This is a genomic window from Lysinibacillus sp. GW247-5R2A, from assembly GCF_059424475.1.
This window is the reverse complement of record NZ_JBWKZL010000004.1, coordinates 109,997-130,202: the sequence shown is the minus strand read 5'-3', so window position 1 is coordinate 130,202 and position 20,206 is coordinate 109,997. Positions and strand designations below refer to the sequence as shown.

General features: G+C 38.0%; 19 protein-coding genes. 17 read left to right on the top strand and 2 right to left on the bottom strand.

The features are described from left to right. Positions 1–6 precede the first annotated feature (6 nt). The 6 genes from ybeY (at position 7) to AC07YC_RS08140 (ending at position 5,878) form a co-directional block, all read left to right on the top strand. On the top strand, positions 7–480 hold the full coding sequence (gene ybeY / locus AC07YC_RS08165) for an rRNA maturation RNase YbeY (RefSeq protein WP_336635736.1): 474 nt from the start codon (positions 7–9) through the stop codon (positions 478–480). Next, complete coding sequence (locus AC07YC_RS08160; RefSeq protein ID WP_336635735.1) at positions 481–831, top strand: diacylglycerol kinase family protein; 351 nt, start codon at positions 481–483, stop codon at positions 829–831. 65 nt (positions 832–896) lie between these two features. Beyond that, positions 897–1,310, top strand: coding sequence for a cytidine deaminase (locus tag AC07YC_RS08155; RefSeq protein WP_008179431.1), 414 nt, complete (start codon positions 897–899; stop codon positions 1,308–1,310). Continuing rightward, positions 1,297–2,214, top strand: a complete 918-nt coding sequence (gene era, locus AC07YC_RS08150; protein ID WP_025114286.1) for a GTPase Era — start codon at positions 1,297–1,299, stop codon at positions 2,212–2,214. Before AC07YC_RS08155 ends, era begins: the two co-directional genes overlap by 14 nt. 154 nt (positions 2,215–2,368) lie before the next feature. Continuing rightward, on the top strand, positions 2,369–3,157 hold the full coding sequence (recO, locus tag AC07YC_RS08145; RefSeq protein ID WP_402792652.1) for a DNA repair protein RecO: 789 nt from the start codon (positions 2,369–2,371) through the stop codon (positions 3,155–3,157). A 990-nt stretch (positions 3,158–4,147) separates the two neighbouring features. Then, on the top strand, positions 4,148–5,878 hold the full coding sequence (locus tag AC07YC_RS08140) for an HD-GYP domain-containing protein (RefSeq protein WP_494919019.1): 1,731 nt from the start codon (positions 4,148–4,150) through the stop codon (positions 5,876–5,878). 49 nt (positions 5,879–5,927) lie between these two features. Here the strand turns inward: AC07YC_RS08140 and AC07YC_RS08135 are convergent, their stop codons facing one another. After that, a complete protein-coding gene (locus tag AC07YC_RS08135) occupies positions 5,928–7,313 on the bottom strand; it encodes a glycine--tRNA ligase (RefSeq protein ID WP_144787439.1) in 1,386 nt (461 codons plus the stop codon). Between the two features lie 556 nt (positions 7,314–7,869). Then, positions 7,870–9,984, bottom strand: coding sequence for a serine hydrolase domain-containing protein (locus AC07YC_RS08130; protein ID WP_494919018.1), 2,115 nt, complete (start codon positions 9,982–9,984; stop codon positions 7,870–7,872). Positions 9,985–10,732: 748 nt separating this feature from the next. On the opposite strand from AC07YC_RS08130, the gene ccpN reads away from it, so the two are divergent. From ccpN to AC07YC_RS08075, 11 genes are all read left to right on the top strand, one after another. Beyond that, positions 10,733–11,365 carry a transcriptional regulator CcpN gene (gene ccpN / locus AC07YC_RS08125; RefSeq protein WP_008178461.1) on the top strand — a complete coding sequence of 211 codons (633 nt, stop codon included), beginning with the start codon at positions 10,733–10,735 and terminating at the stop codon, positions 11,363–11,365. Positions 11,366–11,382: 17 nt separating this feature from the next. Beyond that, a complete protein-coding gene (locus tag AC07YC_RS08120) occupies positions 11,383–12,195 on the top strand; it encodes a pyruvate, water dikinase regulatory protein (protein WP_336635732.1) in 813 nt (270 codons plus the stop codon). Between the two features lie 215 nt (positions 12,196–12,410). After that, complete coding sequence (gene dnaG / locus AC07YC_RS08115; protein ID WP_494919102.1) at positions 12,411–14,237, top strand: DNA primase; 1,827 nt, start codon at positions 12,411–12,413, stop codon at positions 14,235–14,237. A 32-nt stretch (positions 14,238–14,269) separates the two neighbouring features. Beyond that, entirely contained in the window at positions 14,270–15,397 is a 1,128-nt protein-coding gene (rpoD, locus tag AC07YC_RS08110; RefSeq protein ID WP_004227165.1) for an RNA polymerase sigma factor RpoD, read from the top strand. A 232-nt stretch (positions 15,398–15,629) separates the two neighbouring features. Then, positions 15,630–16,196, top strand: coding sequence for a hypothetical protein (locus AC07YC_RS08105; RefSeq protein ID WP_336635731.1), 567 nt, complete (start codon positions 15,630–15,632; stop codon positions 16,194–16,196). Between the two features lie 302 nt (positions 16,197–16,498). Then, positions 16,499–16,858 carry a cytochrome c550 gene (gene cccA, locus AC07YC_RS08100; RefSeq protein WP_008178451.1) on the top strand — a complete coding sequence of 120 codons (360 nt, stop codon included), beginning with the start codon at positions 16,499–16,501 and terminating at the stop codon, positions 16,856–16,858. Positions 16,859–17,022: 164 nt separating this feature from the next. Continuing rightward, positions 17,023–17,715: a tRNA (adenine(22)-N(1))-methyltransferase gene (locus tag AC07YC_RS08095; RefSeq protein ID WP_494919017.1), complete on the top strand. Its 693-nt coding sequence runs from the start codon at positions 17,023–17,025 to the stop codon at positions 17,713–17,715. Between the two features lies 1 nt (position 17,716). Continuing rightward, complete coding sequence (locus tag AC07YC_RS08090; RefSeq protein ID WP_336635729.1) at positions 17,717–18,838, top strand: Nif3-like dinuclear metal center hexameric protein; 1,122 nt, start codon at positions 17,717–17,719, stop codon at positions 18,836–18,838. 15 nt (positions 18,839–18,853) lie between these two features. Further along, positions 18,854–19,075, top strand: coding sequence for a hypothetical protein (locus AC07YC_RS08085; protein ID WP_336635728.1), 222 nt, complete (start codon positions 18,854–18,856; stop codon positions 19,073–19,075). Positions 19,076–19,187: 112 nt separating this feature from the next. Continuing rightward, the gene (locus tag AC07YC_RS08080) at positions 19,188–19,436 is read left to right on the top strand and encodes a DUF2164 domain-containing protein (protein ID WP_036127163.1); all 249 of its coding nucleotides are present in this window, start codon (positions 19,188–19,190) and stop codon (positions 19,434–19,436) included. 223 nt (positions 19,437–19,659) lie between these two features. Further along, complete coding sequence (locus tag AC07YC_RS08075; RefSeq protein WP_085961723.1) at positions 19,660–20,199, top strand: NADPH-dependent FMN reductase; 540 nt, start codon at positions 19,660–19,662, stop codon at positions 20,197–20,199. Positions 20,200–20,206: the final 7 nt, after the last annotated feature.

Sequence of the window (20,206 nt, the reverse complement as noted above, 5' to 3'; positions counted from 1 at the left end):
GGATCTATGATTTTAACAATTGATTTTACTGATGAAACAAATGAAGTTGCAGCGCAGCATACAGAGCTTGTAGAAAAGCTTTTGCAGCATGCAGCGAGTGTGGAAAACATCGAGCCGGAAACAGAGGTTTCTGTCACGTTTGTCACAAATGACACGATTCAAGATATAAATCGCGAGTATCGTGGGAAAGATCAACCAACCGATGTCATTTCCTTTGCATTGGAGGAGCTAGGTGAAGGTGAAATAGCTGTAACTTTTGAAGGAATGCCCCGTATACTAGGCGATATTATTATTTCAACAGATCGTGCAAAAGAGCAGGCTGAGGAATACAATCACTCCTTTGAAAGAGAATTAGGTTTTTTAGCTGTCCATGGCTTTTTACATTTACTCGGTTATGACCATATGGAGCCCGAAGAGGAAAAAGTGATGTTTACAAAACAAGATGAAATATTACAAACTTTTGGTTTAGGACGAGATTAAATGGATTTGCGTAAATACTTGCGATCATTTGGCTATGCGTTTGAAGGCATTATAACAGCAAGTAAAGAACAAAATTTAAAATCACATATTATGAGTGCAGTCATTGTCATACTGGCTGGTTATTTTACAGGTTTGTCTCGAACGGAATGGTATATTGTGCTACTATTAATAGCACTTATGTTTGCATTGGAAATGATCAATACAGCTATTGAGAGAGTAGTGGATTTGGCTTCACCGAACCTCCACCCTCTCGCCAAGCAGGCAAAAGATATCGCAGCAGGTGCTGTGCTTGTATTTGCGCTATTCAGTGCTATAATCGGATTACTTATCTTCCTACCAAAATGGTTGTAATCGAAGTGAGTATCTGATATGAAAAATTAACTGTATTATACTAACGTGAGGGAGAAATAGGATAGATGACAATTGATATGCATGCATTACTAGAGGAATCTAAAAAAGCGCGTGAAAAAGCATATGTTCCATACTCGAAATTTAAAGTAGGAGCAGCTCTTTTAACGAAGGCCGGAGAAGTTATTCACGGTTGTAATATTGAAAATGCAGGCTATAGTATGACGAATTGTGCTGAGCGTACAGCATTTTTTAAGGCTGTGTCAGAAGGTACTTATGAATTCGAGGCTATTGCTATTGTTGCAGATACAGAAGGACCATGCGCACCTTGTGGAGCATGTCGTCAGGTGATGATGGAATTTTGCGCACCGACGATGCCTGTTTATTTAACGAATTTAAAAGGTGATGTTACGGTAACGTCAGTGGGCGAATTATTACCGTTTGCATTTACAACGGAGGATTTAGAGAATGCTGGAAACTAGAAGTGGCTATAAGTCAGGCTTTATCTCTATTATTGGTCGTCCCAATGTTGGCAAATCGACATTTTTGAATCGTGTCATTGGCCAGAAAATTGCGATCATGAGTGATAAACCACAAACAACACGAAATAAAGTACAGGGTGTACTGACATCTACAGATAGCCAAATGATTTTTATTGATACACCAGGTATCCATAAACCCAAACATAAACTTGGTGATTTTATGTTAAAAGTTGCCAAAAATACATTGCGCGAAGTGGACGTGATTTTGTTCATGGTGAATGCTGAGCAGAAGCTTGGCAAAGGCGATGAATTTATTCTAGAAATGTTGGCAGGAAATTCGACGCCAGTATTCCTTGTTATTAATAAAATCGATCAGATTCATCCAGATGAATTACTTGGAATTATCGAAAGCTATAAGGAACGTTATGAATTTGCTGAAATTATTCCTATCTCAGCGTTACAAGGCAATAACGTAGAAAGCTTATTGGACACGTTGTCAAAGTATTTACCAGAGGGGCCACAATATTACCCTGCTGACCAAGTGACGGATCATCCAGAGCGTTTCATCATTTCTGAGCTTATTCGTGAAAAAGTGTTACATTTAACGCGCGAAGAAATTCCACATTCCATTGCGGTTGTAATTGATAAAATCCGTCGAGATGAGGAAAACAATGATAAAATTCATGTCTCAGCCACTATAATGGTTGAACGTGATTCACAAAAAGGTATTGTCATTGGTAAACGTGGTGCCCTATTAAAAGAAGTAGGGACACGTGCACGAAAGGATATCGAAATGCTATTAGGCTCTAAAGTCTATTTAGAACTATGGGTAAAAGTCCAAAAAGATTGGCGTAATAAATCAACACATTTACGTGATTTCGGCTTCCGAGACGATGAATATTAATACGCTTTGCTGACTAGGGTAACACCGTCAAAAACTAAGGTCTACAGTATTGGCGGTGTGAATGCCCTCGGTCATATAGTGTTTACTTTGAGCTGTCCAAAATATTTTGGAGAGCTCTATTTTCATGGACAGTTTATAGGAAAGGAGGGGGACTATGCTTCATAAATGGGAAGGAATTGTTTTAAAAGTACGCGCTTATGGTGAATCCAATAAAATTGTTACGCTGCTTACGCGAGAGGCAGGGAAGGTAGCAACCATGGCAAGAGGTGCGAAAAAGCCTTCTAGTAGGTTAGCGTCGGTCACACAGCCTTTTACATACGGCATGTTTATGGTACAACACCATACTGGTATGGGGACATTGCAACAAGGGGAGCATTTGAATTCAATGCGCCATATTCGTGAGGATATCATGGCCACGGCCTATGCTAGCTATATTATGGAACTTGTGGAGCGGGTCGTAGAAGAGGGAAAACCAGAGCCTTTCGCCTTTGATGTCCTGCTACAAGCACTTCAAGCGATAGAGGATGGCTATGATCCTGAATCCATCACCCTCTTTGCTGAATGGAAGATGCTACCCTATACAGGAGTCCAGCCTATATTACACGCCTGTGCCGCATGCGGTGCTGTAGATGGGGAATTTGCTTTCTCCTTTGCACAAGGTGGGTTCTTATGCCATCGCTGTTATCAGCAGGATCCTTATATTATTCGCTTAACGCCGACACAACTTAAGCTTATTCGTATGTTCTATACAGTTCCCATCGATCAAATCGGGAAAATTGAATTAAAAAAGGAAACGAAATATTTTATAAAAAAAATTATAACAACAATCTATGAAGAACAAACCGGAATTCGTTTTAAGACGAGAAAGTTTATCGAGCAGCTAGAGAGAACCCCTGAATTACAAATACGCACTGTGAACGAAGAAAAGCGAGAGGAACCTTAACATTCCTCTCGCTTTTTTTATGTACAAATTTATATTGTTACATGGAATTAATAAAAGGTTTTTAAAAAGTCCTCGGAATCATCCGAAAACCTGTTATCGCTAATTTATCTACCCCTTCAGCTTGGGGAAGAATGGTGATAGCCTCTGACATATCCTCATTTTCATCCCATGTGAGCAGGTTCAGAATTACCATAAATGGCCATCACATAATCCTGCTCAATTGACTAGCACGAACAAAATGTTGCTATGCTGATGCCATTGCTAGCTAGAATAAACACTGAGACCTCAACCATTTAGCCTAAATAGTAGGTTGTAAAATTTTATCGTTTGAATAATGTGGACCATGTGAAAAGGATGGTCTATTTTTAGCATGTGAATGATTCTTTATGTACTAGCTATTACTAATTTTAACCCCTAAATTATATCGGAATTTTTTGAAAGATAAGAGAGGGAACTATAACCTTTGTATGATGTAATTGGTCATGTGACGTCAAAGTCTTGAACGGGGTGTTCCTATAAAATTGTGTTGTAAATGAATAAAATTTCAATTTTTACAAAATAAAATTTTTACATAAATTTAGTCTTTTATATTAAATATTAAATGTATAAAATTTATTTATGAGTCTATATAACTTAATTTTTCATTTTATTCTTTATCTAAGAATGAGTTGTTGTGAGAATAGTCTTGTATTTTTGTGTAGTTTTCAATATATAAATAGTAGAAACTAATCACTCGAGTCCCATATACTAGTTGAAAAGGTATTTTAACCTATGATATTGTAAGTGATATAGATATTCTTATTTATATTTTTTTAATATAACTTAGTCGTTTAATCCCCTGTCGAAATAAATGTACTTAATATAGATCTGACATGCCTATGAAATAGAAAACAAGCCTCTATCAGCAAAGCGTATTTTTATACGTTTATCAGAATCACGCAGTCCTATGGAAGAAGGAGGGAGTCACATAGTGCTTAGTACATTGCATATGTGGCAGAAAATATGCTACGAAAAGTAACCTTAAGTATACGTGAAGTTGAAGCGAATGATATTTTAGCGGAAGATATCTTTTCGGATTATCGTTTATTAGCTAAGAAGGATTTAGTTTTAACGGAGCGAATTATTGCTTTACTTAAACTTCGGAAAGTAGATGAATTATCTGTCTATCTACCATCGGATTCGGTTCGAATTGTCCATGATTTAAGTGCTCAGCGAACGAGAGAATACGAGGATTTATTTTCACCACTAATGGAGGAAAAAGATCCAATCGATGACTATAAAGAAACCGTCCATCAACTTTTTATGACAACTCTAGAGAATGTTGTCCATGAATTGCGTTATGGTCAAATTTTAAAAAGCATACAAGATACCGCTTATGTTCGCGGTGTTTTTGAAAAAATTTTAGAAGAAAAACATCGCTATGAGTTACTTATGCGTTTAAAGGAATGGGATGAATATTCTTTTGTCCATTCATTTGATGTATTTGTATTAGGAACCATTTTTGCTCGATATTTGGGGTTAACAGATATCGAAACATTAGCAAGAGGTTATTTGTTCCATGATATTGGGAAGGTCTTTATCCCCCAAGAAATTTTAAATTTAAAACGTAAGCTCTCAGAAGATGAGTTTGAAATTGTTAAAACACACACAACAAAGGGCTATGAGCTGCTTATCGAAAATGAAGAGGAAGATATCGCCTATTTAGCGCGAGATCACCATGAGCGCTTTGCTGGGAAAGGTTATCCTAATCAGCTTTGTGCAGATGATATGAGTGAAGGGGTACAGTTGCTACAAATTATTGATGTATATTCTGCGATGACGTCTAAGCGGGTTTATCACGATGGTTATGGAGCAACGGATGCGTTAGCTGTTTTATACAAGGACCGGCATTTATATAACGAAAAATTTATGCATAAATTTGTAGAATGTTTAGGCATCTATCCCGTTAACTCTGTTGTGATGCTCTCCGATAATCGTAGTGCACAAGTCGAGCTTGTTTACGATTTATTTCCTACTTTGCCCAAGGTGAAATTACTAGATGAGCAAACATCAATGAACCTACCCTTGAACTATAGTGTTAAAATAGCCAAAATGATTGATTATCGTGCCAATAGCTTTGAAGAGATTTTCAACCTATTCGTGGAGCAATTAATAAGATGTGACGAAAATAATCTAAGGATGCATTTTAGTAAGTTAATTGATCATTTACACCCGAAAGAAATTGTCCTAAAAATATTTTTACCAGCATTTCGCATACTACGTCTGTTAACGAGAGAAATACAAACGGATATGACGAAATATAGAAATTCTATTACTATTTTAAAGAAATTATTAGAAGAACAATTAAACGTTTTGTATATGGATTATCAGCATGAAAAAACGACCATTCTAGTTGTGGAAACAACCCTTCGTGAAAACTTCTTCATTAAGCTTGTGCAAAGTATTCTGTATATTGATAAAATTGTGCCTTTCTTCATTAATCCAGGTGATGATCAACGTATTACACAGCTAATGGGGCATTGTGATGTCAATGTCGCTTATTTTATTGAAGATGAACAAACCGTTGAAAAGCGAGTTCGTCCAATGCGAGAAGGTGCCTTTCTCTATTACTCATTAGCCGATATAGAGGAAATACTTGTTAGCTTAATCGGTATGAGTGTGAGAAAGTTTTCATTTGAGGAAAAAATGCAAGAGCGTTTATTTTCAACTTACAAAGCATAAGAAGAGGGAGTTGCCAGTAATGGCGACCCCCTCTTTATTGTTATAACTATTAAAATTGAAGATGTTTTTCAATATAGGCTTTAACTTCTGAAATTGGCATACGAACTTGTGTCATAGAATCGCGGTGACGTACTGTCACTTGGCCATCTTCTTTTGAGTCAAAATCGTATGTGATACAGAATGGTGTACCGATTTCATCTTGGCGACGGTAACGTTTACCGATTGATTGTGATTCATCAAAATCAACAGGGAACGCTTTGCGAAGTTCAGCCCAAACGTCTGTAGCTTCATCAGATAATTTTTTAGAAAGAGGTAGAACAGCAGCTTTAAATGGTGCAATTGCTGGGTGGAAACGTAAAACAGTACGTTTATCGTCACCTTCCAACTCCTCTTCATCATAGGCATCGCATAGGAATGCTAATGTCACACGGTCAGCCCCTAAAGATGGTTCGATACAATAAGGAATATAGCGTTCATTTGAAATAGGATCAATATAAGTGAAATCTTCACCTGAATGCTCCATATGTTGTTTCAAATCATAATCTGTACGGTCAGCGATACCCCAAAGCTCGCCCCAGCCAAATGGGAATTTAAATTCGATATCCGTTGTCGCGTTAGAGTAGTGAGACAGCTCATCATCCTCGTGATCGCGAAGACGCATAGAATCTTCTTTCATGCCTAGGTTTAATAACCAATTTTTACAGAATTCTTTCCAATAAGAGTGCCATTCAAGATCCTCGCCTGGCTTACAGAAGAATTCAAGTTCCATTTGTTCGAATTCACGTGTACGGAAAGTAAAGTTACCTGGTGTAATTTCATTTCGGAAAGATTTACCAACTTGTGCAATGCCAAATGGAGTACGTTTACGCATAGAGCGTTGAACATTTTTAAAGTTTACGAAAATACCTTGTGCTGTTTCTGGACGTAAGAAAATCTCGTTTGTAGAAGACTCTGTTACACCTTGGAATGTTTTAAACATTAGGTTAAATTGGCGAATATCTGTGAAATCAGCTTTTCCGCAATCAGGGCATACTACATCGTATTTAATCATTGTTTCTTTCATTTGATCGAATGTCATACCATCAACAATGATTTCATCACCTTTTGCTAACGCTGCGTCTTCAATGATTTTATCAGCGCGATGGCGAGCCTTACATGATTTACAGTCGATCATTGGATCGTTAAAGTTCCCAACGTGACCAGAAGCCACCCAAGCTTTTGGGTTCATTAAGATGGCAGCATCGATACCAACATTGTGCTCTGATTCCTGAACGAATTTTTGCCACCAAGCTTTTTTAATATTGTTTTTTAATTCAACACCAAGTGGACCGTAATCCCAAGTGTTTGCTAGACCACCGTAGATTTCTGAGCCTGGGAAGACAAAGCCTCGGTGTTTTGCTAATGATACAATTGTTTCCATTGATTTGTTAGCCATAAAATAGCCTCCTTCAAAATTTTTCATCTTTTTAGCGGTAAAACGCTAAAGCTTTTCATTCAGTATTGACTAAATGAAAATAGCACCCGTCTCCGGGCACAATGTATGCCCAGGGACGAGTGCTAATACCCGCGGTTCCACCCTGATTGTTTTAAACAAAACGTTTAAAACCTCTTTTCAAAAAGTTAGCTCAAGGAGTGCCTTTTCTCTGTTACTATGTAGACTTTCACCATCTTCTACTCGCTCTTGAATGGAACAGATACTTTTTTCCCATCATCGCCTGTATAACGCAATTTGCTCGAACATATTAAGAGAGCTAGCGTATGTGTCAACATTGTAGCACGTAGTTCATTGATTCGCAATCATTATTAAACTGTGTAGAGAGCATAGGATGTTCAGAAGGCCATAAACCAGTTTTGACGGTTAACAGCCTCGTCACACGTGGGGACTATGAATTTTGGCTAAATTATGTTTGGGGGCTTTTACTAGTCCTCCCAAAAAGCTGTCCCATACGGTCAATCATGACCGAAGGACAGCTTTTTAGATAAGCGAACATTTATTTTTTTAATGAAATCTCAAATTTGGCGTCTACTTCTCCTGCAAATACAACTCTACCGTTTTCTGGTAGTAAGACTTCGTTTATACCACTAACCACAGTATAGTTCACGCAATTACCTGCTTGGTCGTATACAGCAAAGGAGCCCTTGGACGGCATTTTAACTGTCATGATTTTGTCTTTAGCATTTGTTGGTATTGAAAACCATTTAGCATGGCCGTCCGCTTGAATCGTTGTCACAGATTGTTTGCCGGGGTAGAGCGGTTTTACAAGCTCCTCATGACCGTATAAACCTCCTGCTACTGTAAAATATTCCACTCCATTTTTCTTGAAAAATTCAATTTCCATTGTATCTCGACCAGCCATGCCAGGGATTTGTAGCTGGTTAACTGCTTGGTTTGCTCCAATAATTTGATTAGTTAACAAATAGCCTGGAACATCTTTAATCATATCAATTGTTACAGTTGGTGCAGCATTAGTGTAGAGCATCGATGAATATTTCTCATTCATCAAATAATATTTTTCCCCTTTACGTTTCTCCCATACGGAAGCTATGTCTTTCGTTAAGATATTGGCTTCTAGCTTTTCAGCTTTATACTCTGAGACAGCTGTTTGGGGAAGACCCGATACATTAAAATACAAGCTGGACCATAAATAGGTGTGTCCATTTTTCTCCTCTATGAACTTAATCTTTTCTGTCCCTTCCTTGTTCACAAATGAACCATCTGCTGTATATGAATACGTTTGGATAGGGTTATTAGGGACCGTAAGCATAGATACAGACAATTCACCAAGAGAATTAATTTCTACCTTCATTAACGCACCTGAAATTCCACCATAAATACCTGCATGCTGCGATAACTCCTGAGGCATTTCAGCCTTTATAGGCACGCCATGCGACTTTTTCGGCTTCTGTTCATGAATAATCCCTTTTTCCTGAAGGGCACTAAGCAGAATCTCATTAGCTAACAGCTGATCTAATAAACTTTGACCTCCTGAGGAGACAACAGCCGCAGCCATGTTGTATTCCGGAAGTACAACTAATGAAGAATGATAAGATAATGTATCTCCACCTTTCGTAAGTGCCTTGATGCCATATTCACTGAATGGGAACAAGCGTACACTGTCCCAGCCAAGCCCGTAAGCAACGAAAGATGGATCAGCTTCTTCAGGCCACATGCCTCTTTTGTACTCATCTTGTGCCATAGCTACTACTGATTCACGAGAAAGAATATCATCGACCTGTCCTGTGAAGATTTGTGAGAATTTAACGAGATCTTCAGCTGTGGAATAAATGCCCCCAGTAGCAATAATATTAGTATTTTCTGCTGGTAGTTGTCCGTTATAGGCAGGGGAATAGATCCCCGCTAGTTTTGAAGAATCCACAAGATTCTGCGGCGTTTTCGTATGGCTCATTTCTAGAGGCTCCATCAAATACTTGCTGATAAATGTGGTGAAGCTCATGCCACTTACTCGTTCTATTAGAATCTCAGCTAACGTAAAACCATCGTTACAGTAAACCGAAAATGCTCCTGGATCAGCCTTTAAGTTTTGAGTGGCTAAATGCTCTAGCAAGGAATCATATGCATACGTGTCGTTATCGTCATATAAAAATGTATTTAGCGACGAAGTTCCTAGCAGGCCAGAGGAATGATTCAGGAGCATACGAGGTGTAATTTGTTTGTAACGGTCGTCTTTCATCTTAAAATCAGGTATATAGTTCACCACGGGCAAATCCAAATCTACCTTACCTTCGTCAACAAGCTTCATAACAGCCGCTGTAAGCATCATTTTGCTCGTAGAACCTATACCGTACATTGTTTTTGCAGTAAGCGGTCTATTGCCGTGTAAGTCGTTTTTGCCAGCATGCCCTGAAATGACAATTTCTCCATCATGGATGAGTGCGTATTGCAAACTCGTAGCGCCGTACGTTTCAGTGAGCAGCTTAGCTTTTTCTATGCCTACTTCTGTGGTCACCTCAAATGTAAGACTACCGCTGTTATCGATGGCAGATGTGGCCAGTGTAGACATAGGGGCTAGTATGGTTAGCAGGAGGATTACAAGGATTGATGTTCTAGTGCCCATCCTCATTTTCATTGCCTTTCTCATTATCATTTGAATCTTCTCCTTTCATTAGCTGTTAATGGGACCTCTTAACGGGCCCTAAGGAAAGCTTATACAACGGAGATGTACTGCCAGTGACGATAGTATGAACAGAGTATGAACAAGTGAAAAAATGTTACAGTCGACAATAGGAATTACGGAAGGGGTGCTTTTATATCAGCTTAGATGCATAGTGGAGGAGCTTTTTTCAATATGTTTAATTTATTCGTTTAAAAATGGCCTTAAATTTTTTATGATGAGCCCGAATGAACTTTTACCAAAGTAGCAATGATAGCCATTTGAATTAGTATGGAGAACAAAAAAATACTACTTCTCCTCAGCAAGAATCCTTGCATAAGAGCCGTAGTATAAGAATATTGGCTTAAATTGTTCAACAACCGATTACCGACCGTAAAGCCTTTTAATAATTGATTTTAGTACTTCGCGGGAATACGAATAGTTTTAATAGCATGATTGATGGTGCTCGTTTATAAGTGATTCAACAAGTCGTATAGCCTTCATGACAAAATACAAATTAAAGAAATTACCCTTAATCTAAAACCCTCTACACATATGCGCCATAACTTAACACAGATTACTGCTATTTTATGCAGTATGTTGTATAATTGAAATACTGCTTTAATTATGCAAAGCATTATTATAACACCTTTTGTATAGAATTAGTGTAATACTTTGCATACCTATCATTCTATAGTATATAATAATTGAGCATAAGTATAACACTATTAGATTTGAGGCGGTGAGTCCAATCGAACTCAATAAACGTCAGGAAAACATTTTACAAATTGTGAAAGAAAACGGCCCTATCACTGGGGAACATATTGCAGAACGTCTCAATCTGACTAGAGCGACTTTAAGACCAGATTTAGCGATTCTTACGATGGCGGGATTTTTAGATGCAAGACCGCGAGTTGGTTATTTCTATTCAGGGAAAAAGGCATCCGTTACATTGATGGATAGTATTCACAATTTAAAAGTAAAGGATTTTCATTCAGGCCCTGTAGTTGTCCCAGAAACAATGACGGTTTATGATGCAATTTGCTTTATGTTTTCAGAAGATGTTGGTACACTCTTTGTCGTAGATAAGAATGAGTTTTTGACAGGCGTACTATCTCGCAAAGATTTACTGCGTACAAGTATTGGCACGCAGGATTTAAATAAAATTCCTGTACATATAATTATGACACGTATGCCTAATATTTCGTACTGTGAAAGATCAGATTCTTTGGTTGTTGCCGCGAACAAGCTCATTGAACGAGAAGTTGATTCGCTACCAGTAGTTGAACCACAAGAGGGTGGTTTGACGATTATAGGCCGTCTTACAAAAACAACGATTACACGAGCTTTCTTATCTCTTGCGCAAAATGACTAAATTTGAAGGAGAGCTGCATGAAAAGACTACGCGTATTTGTTGTATCTGACTCTGTTGGTGAAACTGGCGACCAAGTTGCAAAAGCAGTAATTAGCCAGTTTCGACCCGGTCTAGAGAATACTGTTATCCGACGATTTCCACATATTCAATCGGAGGAGCTTATTCGTAAGATTGTTTTCCTTGCAGCACAACAACAAGCATTTATTGTTTACACACTTGTTCGACAAGAAATGCGAAAGCTATTACGTGATTTATGTGAACAGGAAAAGATACATGCAGTCGATATAATAGGTCCTGCATTACAATCAATGGCAACCTTTATGGAAGAAAATCCATTGGAGACACCTGGAATTGTTCATATGCTTGACGATGATTATTTTAAAAAAATTGAAGCCATTGAATTTGCAGTAAAATATGATGATGGTCGTGATCCCCGTGGATTATTACAAGCTGATATCGTGTTGGTAGGCGTATCCCGAACATCTAAAACGCCCCTTTCACAATATTTAGCACATAAAAAGTATAAGGTGGCGAATGTTCCTTTAGTTCCAGAAGTAGAACCACCTGAAGAGCTATTACAGTTGGACCCTAAAAAATGTTTTGGTTTAATCATCTCTCCTGAGAAGTTAAATTCTATAAGGAAAGAAAGATTAATGTCTCTCGGATTAAACGATGATGCCATTTATGCGCAACATAAACGTATTTTAGAAGAGATTCAACATTTTGAAAAAATTGTCGGCAAAATAGGCTGTCGAGTAATAGATGTGACTAATAAAGCTGTGGAAGAGACAGCAAATACTATCATAGAACATATTTTGACTTGCAAATAAATTGTACGAAAATAAACCACCTCGGTGATAGAGGCGGTTTTTTTGAGTGGATTTTGAAATTAGTATAGATAAAAACTAATTTTTGTTTTATAATAATAAAATTGTGGTAAAAATATTTATAAGAGAAAAATCCTAATTTTTTGTCGAGAAATAAAGGAATTTTAAAACGAATAGCGAATTGTGTTTCTAGAACGTAATTATTAAAGATGGTGATGATGGATTTGGCAGGGAAGATTCCAGAGGAAGTAATTGAACAGATTCGTACACAATCGGATATCGTTGATGTTATTAGTGAATACATGCAGCTGACCAAGCGTGGGCGAAATTGGTTTGGCCTCTGTCCATTCCATGGAGAACAAACACCGTCTTTCTCTGTATCTACGGACAAGCAAATATTCCATTGCTTTGGATGTGGTGCAGGGGGAAATGCCATTACTTTTGTAATGGACATTGAAGGCATATCTTTTCCAGATGCAGTTGTGAAACTTGGAGAGCGAGCTGGCATACATTTAGATGTTGAGCCAAGTTTTCCTGGGGGAACAAAAACGATTTCTAAAGCGGAAGAAAGGATGAAAGAAGCACACGCTTTTACAGCAGATTTTTTCCACCATCTACTGTTAAATACAGAGGATGGCGAAGAACCTTTAAATTATTTGCTAGAAAGAGGATTTACAAGGGAGCTTATAGAATCTAATAACATCGGTTGGTCTCTCCCAAGCTTTGACGCCCTAACCATATTGCTTGAAAGAAAAGGTTATAACTTACAAGAAATGGCGGAAAGTGGGCTCATTATTAAGAGAGAGGGAGAAGAACGTTATTTTGATCGTTTTAGAGGAAGGATCATGTTCCCGATTCGAGATGAGAATGGTAAAATTATTGCCTTCTCAGGACGAATACTTTCATCAACGGGTGAGGAAGCGAAATATTTAAATAGTCCAGAATCACCAATATTTCAGAAAAGTGAAGTGCTCTATAACCTAGATAAAGCACGAACTTCTATCAGAAAAAATCGTCAAGTAATATTGATGGAAGGTTTTATGGATGTGTTAGCAGCTAACTCTGTAGGTGTTATGAATGCTGTAGCAACAATGGGTACCTCGCTAACAAATCAGCATATCACAAAGCTTAAGCGCTTAGTTGAGCAAATTACGATTTGCTATGATGGTGATAATGCTGGATTTGATGCAGCGAAAAGAGCGGCGCAGCTTTTGCATACAGAGCGCATGAAAGTTGATATTGCTGTGTTACCAGAAAAATTGGACCCCGATGAATATATTCGCACGTTAGGCGGACAAGCATTTAAGGAACAAATTTTGGAAAACCCTCATGCGTATATTGCTTTTATGATGATGCATGCTAGACGAAATAAGAACTTTCAATTTGAAAATGATACGCTTCAATATATACAAGAAGTGCTTGAACAGCTCATAGGTAGATCGTCGCCAGTTGAACGAGATTTGTATATACGACAGCTATCAAATGAAACAAATATCTCGGAAGAAGCCATTTATGCCCAATTCCGAAAGCTGGAGGCGAATCAGGTACGTTCTGCAAAACCAGAAATGCCGACACAATCGCCTTCAATGCCAGTCACGCAACAACAAAAGCCTATGGATGCAGCTGAACGTGCCGAACGTTTATTACTGGCTCATATGCTTCATAATATAGATGTAGTGGACAGGGTATTACGGAGTGAGCAAAAAGAGCCATTTGTACGAGATGCTTATATGGCTGTTTTTGTTCGCTTAGTAGGATTTTATGAGGAATATGGTCATCCTGATTATCAACGCTTTATGGAGATTTTGGATGACGCTGAATTACGGAAAATTGTTATGGAAGCGGCTTTAGTCGAGCGAGATCCTGATCAAGCAGAGGCAGAGGTTGTGGACTCAATCCGTCAGCTTCAAAAATATAGAATTGAGCAAGAAATTTATCAAAAGATGCATGAGTCAAAGGAAGCGGAGAAGATGCATGAGTATGCACGTGCACTTGAAATCGCCCAACAGATTATTCATTTAAGAAAATCGTTATCGGCGATTTAACCCGATTCGGTTGTTTAGAAGGAGGAAGGTTTATGGCGGACAAGTCAGAACGTTCAAAAGAGATAGAAGTAGAAATTACATTAGATGATGCAAAAAAATTCCTACAAGAAAAAGCAAAAACAGAGGGTGAAATTTCTATGAAAGAAATTTCAGAGAAACTAACACCTTATGAATTGGAAAATGAAGAAATTTTCCATTTTGCTGAGGATCTTGAAAAGCATAAAGACATTCAAATCATTGGAAAAGAAGAATTTGAAGAAGAAAGTCTAATGAAAGAAGAAGCGAACGAAGAGACTTTCGACTTAAATGATTTGAGTGTACCACCAGGTGTTAAAATCAATGACCCTGTACGTATGTATTTAAAGGAAATCGGTCGAGTTGATTTACTATCTGCAGAGCAAGAAATCGCACTTGCTGAGCGTATTGAGCAAGGTGATGAAGAAGCACGTAAACGTCTTGCAGAAGCAAACTTACGTCTGGTAGTATCTATCGCTAAACGATATGTAGGTCGTGGAATGCTATTCCTTGATTTAATTCAAGAGGGGAATATGGGTCTTATTAAGGCCGTTGAGAAATTTGATTACCGTAAAGGGTTTAAATTCTCTACGTACGCTACATGGTGGATTCGTCAGGCTATTACGCGTGCCATTGCAGACCAAGCACGTACAATTCGTATTCCGGTTCATATGGTCGAAACCATTAATAAATTAATACGTGTACAACGTCAACTTTTACAAGATCTTGGCCGTGAGCCTTCTCCAGAAGAAATTGGCGAAGAAATGGACTTAACACCAGAAAAAGTACGCGAAATTTTAAAAATTGCACAAGAACCAGTATCTCTTGAAACACCGATAGGAGAAGAAGATGATTCCCATTTAGGAGACTTTATCGAGGATTCTGAAGCACAATCTCCATCTGACCATGCAGCTTATGAATTGTTAAAAGAACAGCTAGAAGATGTCCTTGATACATTAACAGACCGTGAAGAAAACGTACTTCGTTTACGTTTTGGTTTAGATGATGGTCGTACAAGAACTTTAGAAGAGGTAGGAAAGGTTTTTGGCGTAACACGTGAACGTATTCGTCAAATTGAAGCGAAGGCTCTAAGAAAATTACGCCACCCTTCTCGTAGTAAACGTCTAAAAGACTTCTTAGAATAATTTAAATAGATGGAGCGACCTTACTAGTGTGAAAATACCTAGTTGGATCGCTCCTTTTTTACACCATTGAAAAGGTAAATAGCCCCGTTATTCCCCAATCTTGTTTCCGCTAATAATAGATAATTAGAATGAAGGGAAAGAGAGATTTGCGACTTTATACAGATGTATTTCAGAAGACTGTGAGATAAAATTGTAATGCAACCATTATTAAGCAATGTTTGGAGTTAACATTATGACGAATCCCCGGAAAAAAATTATTCTAAATGAAATTTTGTTTTGGAAGCAAAATAAGCTATTACCAGAGCACTATTGTGACTTTTTAGCAGCTCTTTATACAGAGGGGGCTGATATAGAGGAGTTAGAACCGGTTCAAGATCCTAAACAAGCAATCTTGCCATCTGAAAAAAGAAAGATGCTTCTTCTGGTAGCAAGTCTATGTATCGCTATAATCGCTGTTTTGGCTATCTATTTTACAATAAAGTCATTAACACTGATTTTAACCGTTGTCGTTGGTATAGGTGCATGCATATTATTTATCACTGCGTTCCAAATGGCGCAAAAAAAACATCTATTAGCTCCTATATTTCATTTACTTGCCGCCATCCTATTATTTAGTATTTCTATCCGTGTGTGCACTACATATTTTAGTGGAGATAATATCGTTTTATTTTGCTTGATTGCAGCCAATTGTCTTATTTGGCTTTGGTCAGGTATTAAAATGAAGCTACTCTACTTCACAGTCTCCGGTGTTTTAGGATTACTAGCACTGATTGGCTACTATATCATAAACTTATTGTAATTTTTTGACCCTATAAATGATCTGCACACTTTATATCATGTGTGCGGATTTTTTTATTTTTTTGGTATATGAATGTATGCAAAGGGTATGATAACAGTATGAAAAAAAGTTGTGAAATTGACCAAAATTTGGTTTGGCAAGACATATTTTATTCAATAGATAAGGAAATGTCGAATTTGTTACAAACAAAGGACAACTTAGCGAATAGGGCTTTTCGTTTCTTTGTTAATGAAGTACAATATTAGATGTTGACTGATTCTATATTATAATAGAAGTAGACTTAAAATGAGGAGGGGAAACTTATGAAAAACAATCCAGTCGTTCCTTACATCTTAATTCTGGCATTTGGTATTGGTCTTATTTTCTTCATGTCTTTACAAGGTGCAGATAACAAGAAAGAAATTGCTGCTGAACATGAGGGCGGTGGCGAAACTACTGAAACTACAGACGCAAATGATGATGGTGCTGCTCTAGTACAATCTTGTATCGGTTGTCACGGTGGTGATTTAACTGGTAGTATGGGTCCAAACCTACATGGCTTAGATGAAGCCCATATCGTTGAAGTTTTAACAAAGGGTATCGAAGGTACTCCAATGCAACCAAACATGAAAACTGAAGCAGAAGCAAAAGCTATTGCTGAATACATTTCTACTTTAGAATAGTATGACTGACAAGTAGCTGTACTGAAATAGTACAGCTACTTTTTAAATGTAAAGAATCATGAAATGGGGTTGTCCACATGAATACTGTGAGACAACTCCATTTGTTTTTTTTCACGACATCCTCCATACTAGTAATGGACTCTATTTAAGGTAGGCGGTAAAAAATGAACGCACAAAAACTTTCGAAACGATTAGAAATGGTAGCAAAATTTGTTCCCACAGGAGCGGTAGTAGCGGATATAGGTAGTGACCATGCCTATCTGCCTTGCTATTTAATTCATCAAGGAGTAGCTTCTTCAGCGGTAGCAGGGGAAGTTGTAGCAGGCCCGTATGAATCAGCAGTGGGACAAGTACAAAAAGCAGGATTAAACAAAGAAATTACGGTACGTCTAGCAGATGGATTAGCAGCAATAGAATTGACTGACCATGTCGATACAGTAACAATCGCTGGAATGGGCGGTCCCTTAATTGTCTCTATTTTAGAGAAGCATCCTGAAAAGCTGCAAGGTGTCACACGTCTCATTTTACAACCGAATATTCATGCAAAGGTGATTCGTGAGTGGACTTTAGCACATAATTGGGCTATTCTCGATGAAGAAATTTTAGAGGAAGATGATAAAATCTATGAGATTCTTGTGTTGCAAAGAGCACAAATGGAGCTTTCGCCAGCAGAGATTTTATTTGGTCCTAAATTAAGTACCCGTAAAGCACCGGCATTTATAAAAAAATGGACGCGTGAAAAAGAAAATTGGCAACGTGTGTTACAATCCATAAAAGATGCAGAACAAACACCTGAAATTGAAGAAAAACGTGCAGAGTTATTGGCTCTTATTCAATTAGTAGAAGGAGTTTTGTAAAATGAAGTTGGTAAATGGTCAAGAAATTATCCAAGTATTCGAATCATGGTCGCCTAAAAAACTGGCTTGCATGGAGAATGATCCAATCGGTTTAGCGATTGGTACACTCAATAAACCTGTTAGCAAAGTATTAGTCACTTTAGATGTCAATGAAGCTGTTGCGAATGAGGCCATTGAAAAAGGATGTGAGCTGATCATTGCACACCATCCTCCAATTTTTAGACGTCTAGCGAATATTCGTACAGACAATCCAGCAGGGCGCTTATATGAAAAGCTCATTAAACATGATATTGCTGTTTATGCGGCGCATACAAATTTAGATGTAGCTGAAGGTGGAGTTAATGATTTATTAGCAGATGCGCTTCAACTACAGGACCGTACAATACTAGAAGAAACGTACTCAGAACATCTTTTAAAGCTTGCTGTTTTTATCCCGTCTGCAAATGCTGAGGATTTACGCGAGACGCTAGCAAAGGCTGGAGCAGGGCGCATAGGAGAATATGAAGCATGTAGTTATACAACTGCTGGAGAAGGACGTTTCCGTGCGTTAGCAGGTGCCAAGCCATTCGTTGGATCAGTTGGTGAATTACATGTTGAAGAGGAAGTAAAGGTAGAAGTCGTATTTCCTGAATCAATGAAAAACCGTGTTTTAAAGGCAATGCTTACTAGTCATCCGTATGAAGAGCCAGCCTATGATGTCATTCGTCTCGAACAGCAAACGAATAAAATGGGATTAGGGCGTGTAGGTCACTTAGCTAAGGAAATGACCTTACAACAATTTGCAGAGTTCGTGAAGCAGCAGTTACAGGTTCCAGCGGTTCGTGTCGTAGGTGATTTACAGTCGAAGATTAAGAAGGTTGCGCTTGTTGGTGGAGATGGTAATAAGTATATTTATGCAGCGAAACGTGCAGGAGCAGATGTTTTTTTAACGGGTGATATGTACTTCCATACAGCACAGGATGCTCAAGCGATGGATCTGCAAATTGTAGACCCAGGTCATCATGTAGAAAAAGTGATGATTGCAGGAGTAGCGAAGAAAATGACGAAGCTATGTGCGGATAAAAAATATGTGGTTGAATTTGTACAATCAACTATCCATACAGAACCATTTTTATTTGTTTAAGCGAGGGGAATAGATATGGCTAATGAAAGACCTGCTGGCAATAAGGCTGGTAAACTGTGGATTATAATCGGTTTATTCATCGCTGTTTTTGGTATAGGGATGACGGTTATGACGAATATGATGAATGAAAAGAAAATCGATGCCATGACCGTACAATGTGAAAACAATGGTGGTCAAGCCATAATATCAAAGGAAAAAAACTTCCTTTCCACGAGTTATTCATTTGATTGTAAATAATAATAAAAGGATGAACATTACTAGGTAGTGTTCATCCTTTTTGTATGCAAAGAATAGAAGGATAATGATAAAATGAGCATGAAATCAATTAGCAGAAATGGAGAGATATATCTTGTTTATTCGTTTAACTAAAGATCAGCAAGAAATGATAGTGGCTGATATTCAGCGATTTTTCTACACTCATCGTGATGAAGATATTAGTGAATTTGAAGCGGAGCGTGTGTTAGATTTTATTAAGGAAAATATCGCTCCCTATATTTATAATGCAGCAGTATCTGACGCAAAATATGTAGTGGAAAGACAGTTTAGCTCCATGGAAGAAGAACTGGAGGCGCTGGAACAGCCCATTAAATTAAAGTAATGATGGAGTTCAAAAAGTCTCGAATTTAAATAATTGACAGAAAATAAAAAAATATGGTAATTTAATCTTGAATTAAAGACTATTTAATTCGAAATATTCATAGCGACTACATAGAGGCCATGAATAAAGCTGTATGTATCTGACCAAAATGGTTACGAGTGTTGTTCGCGTACATGGAATGGCGATGATTTCACAAAATGAATGGGAAAACGAGGAGGGTCATATGTTAAAAATCGGTATTATTTTAGGAAGTACGCGAGAAGGTCGTGTTAGCCCGCAAGTTGGAGCGTGGGTAAAGGAAGTCGCAGAAAAACGCCGTGATGCGGAATATGAAATAATTGATATCGCTGATTTTAAATTACCGTTTCTTGGAGAGCCAGGGGGAGATACTTCTGGAGTAGCGACATGGTCAGAGAAAGTAGCTGCATGTGACGGCTTTGTCTTTATTGTAGCAGAGTATAACCATTCCATTACAGGTGCACTAAAAAATGCATTAGACTTTTTACGAGTAGAATGGAACAATAAAGCTGCGGGTATCGTTTCCTATGGTTCAGTTGGAGGAGCACGTGCTGCGGAGCATTTACGAGGAATTCTTGGAGAATTACTAGTTGCCGATGTTCGAGTTCATCCAGCTTTATCATTATTTACTGATTTTGAAAACGGCTCAGTCTTTAAGCCAAAAGAGGTGCAGGCAGATTCAGTTCATCAAATGTTAGATCAGCTTATTCCTTGGTCAACAGCTTTAAAAACTATTCGATCATAATGTTGTG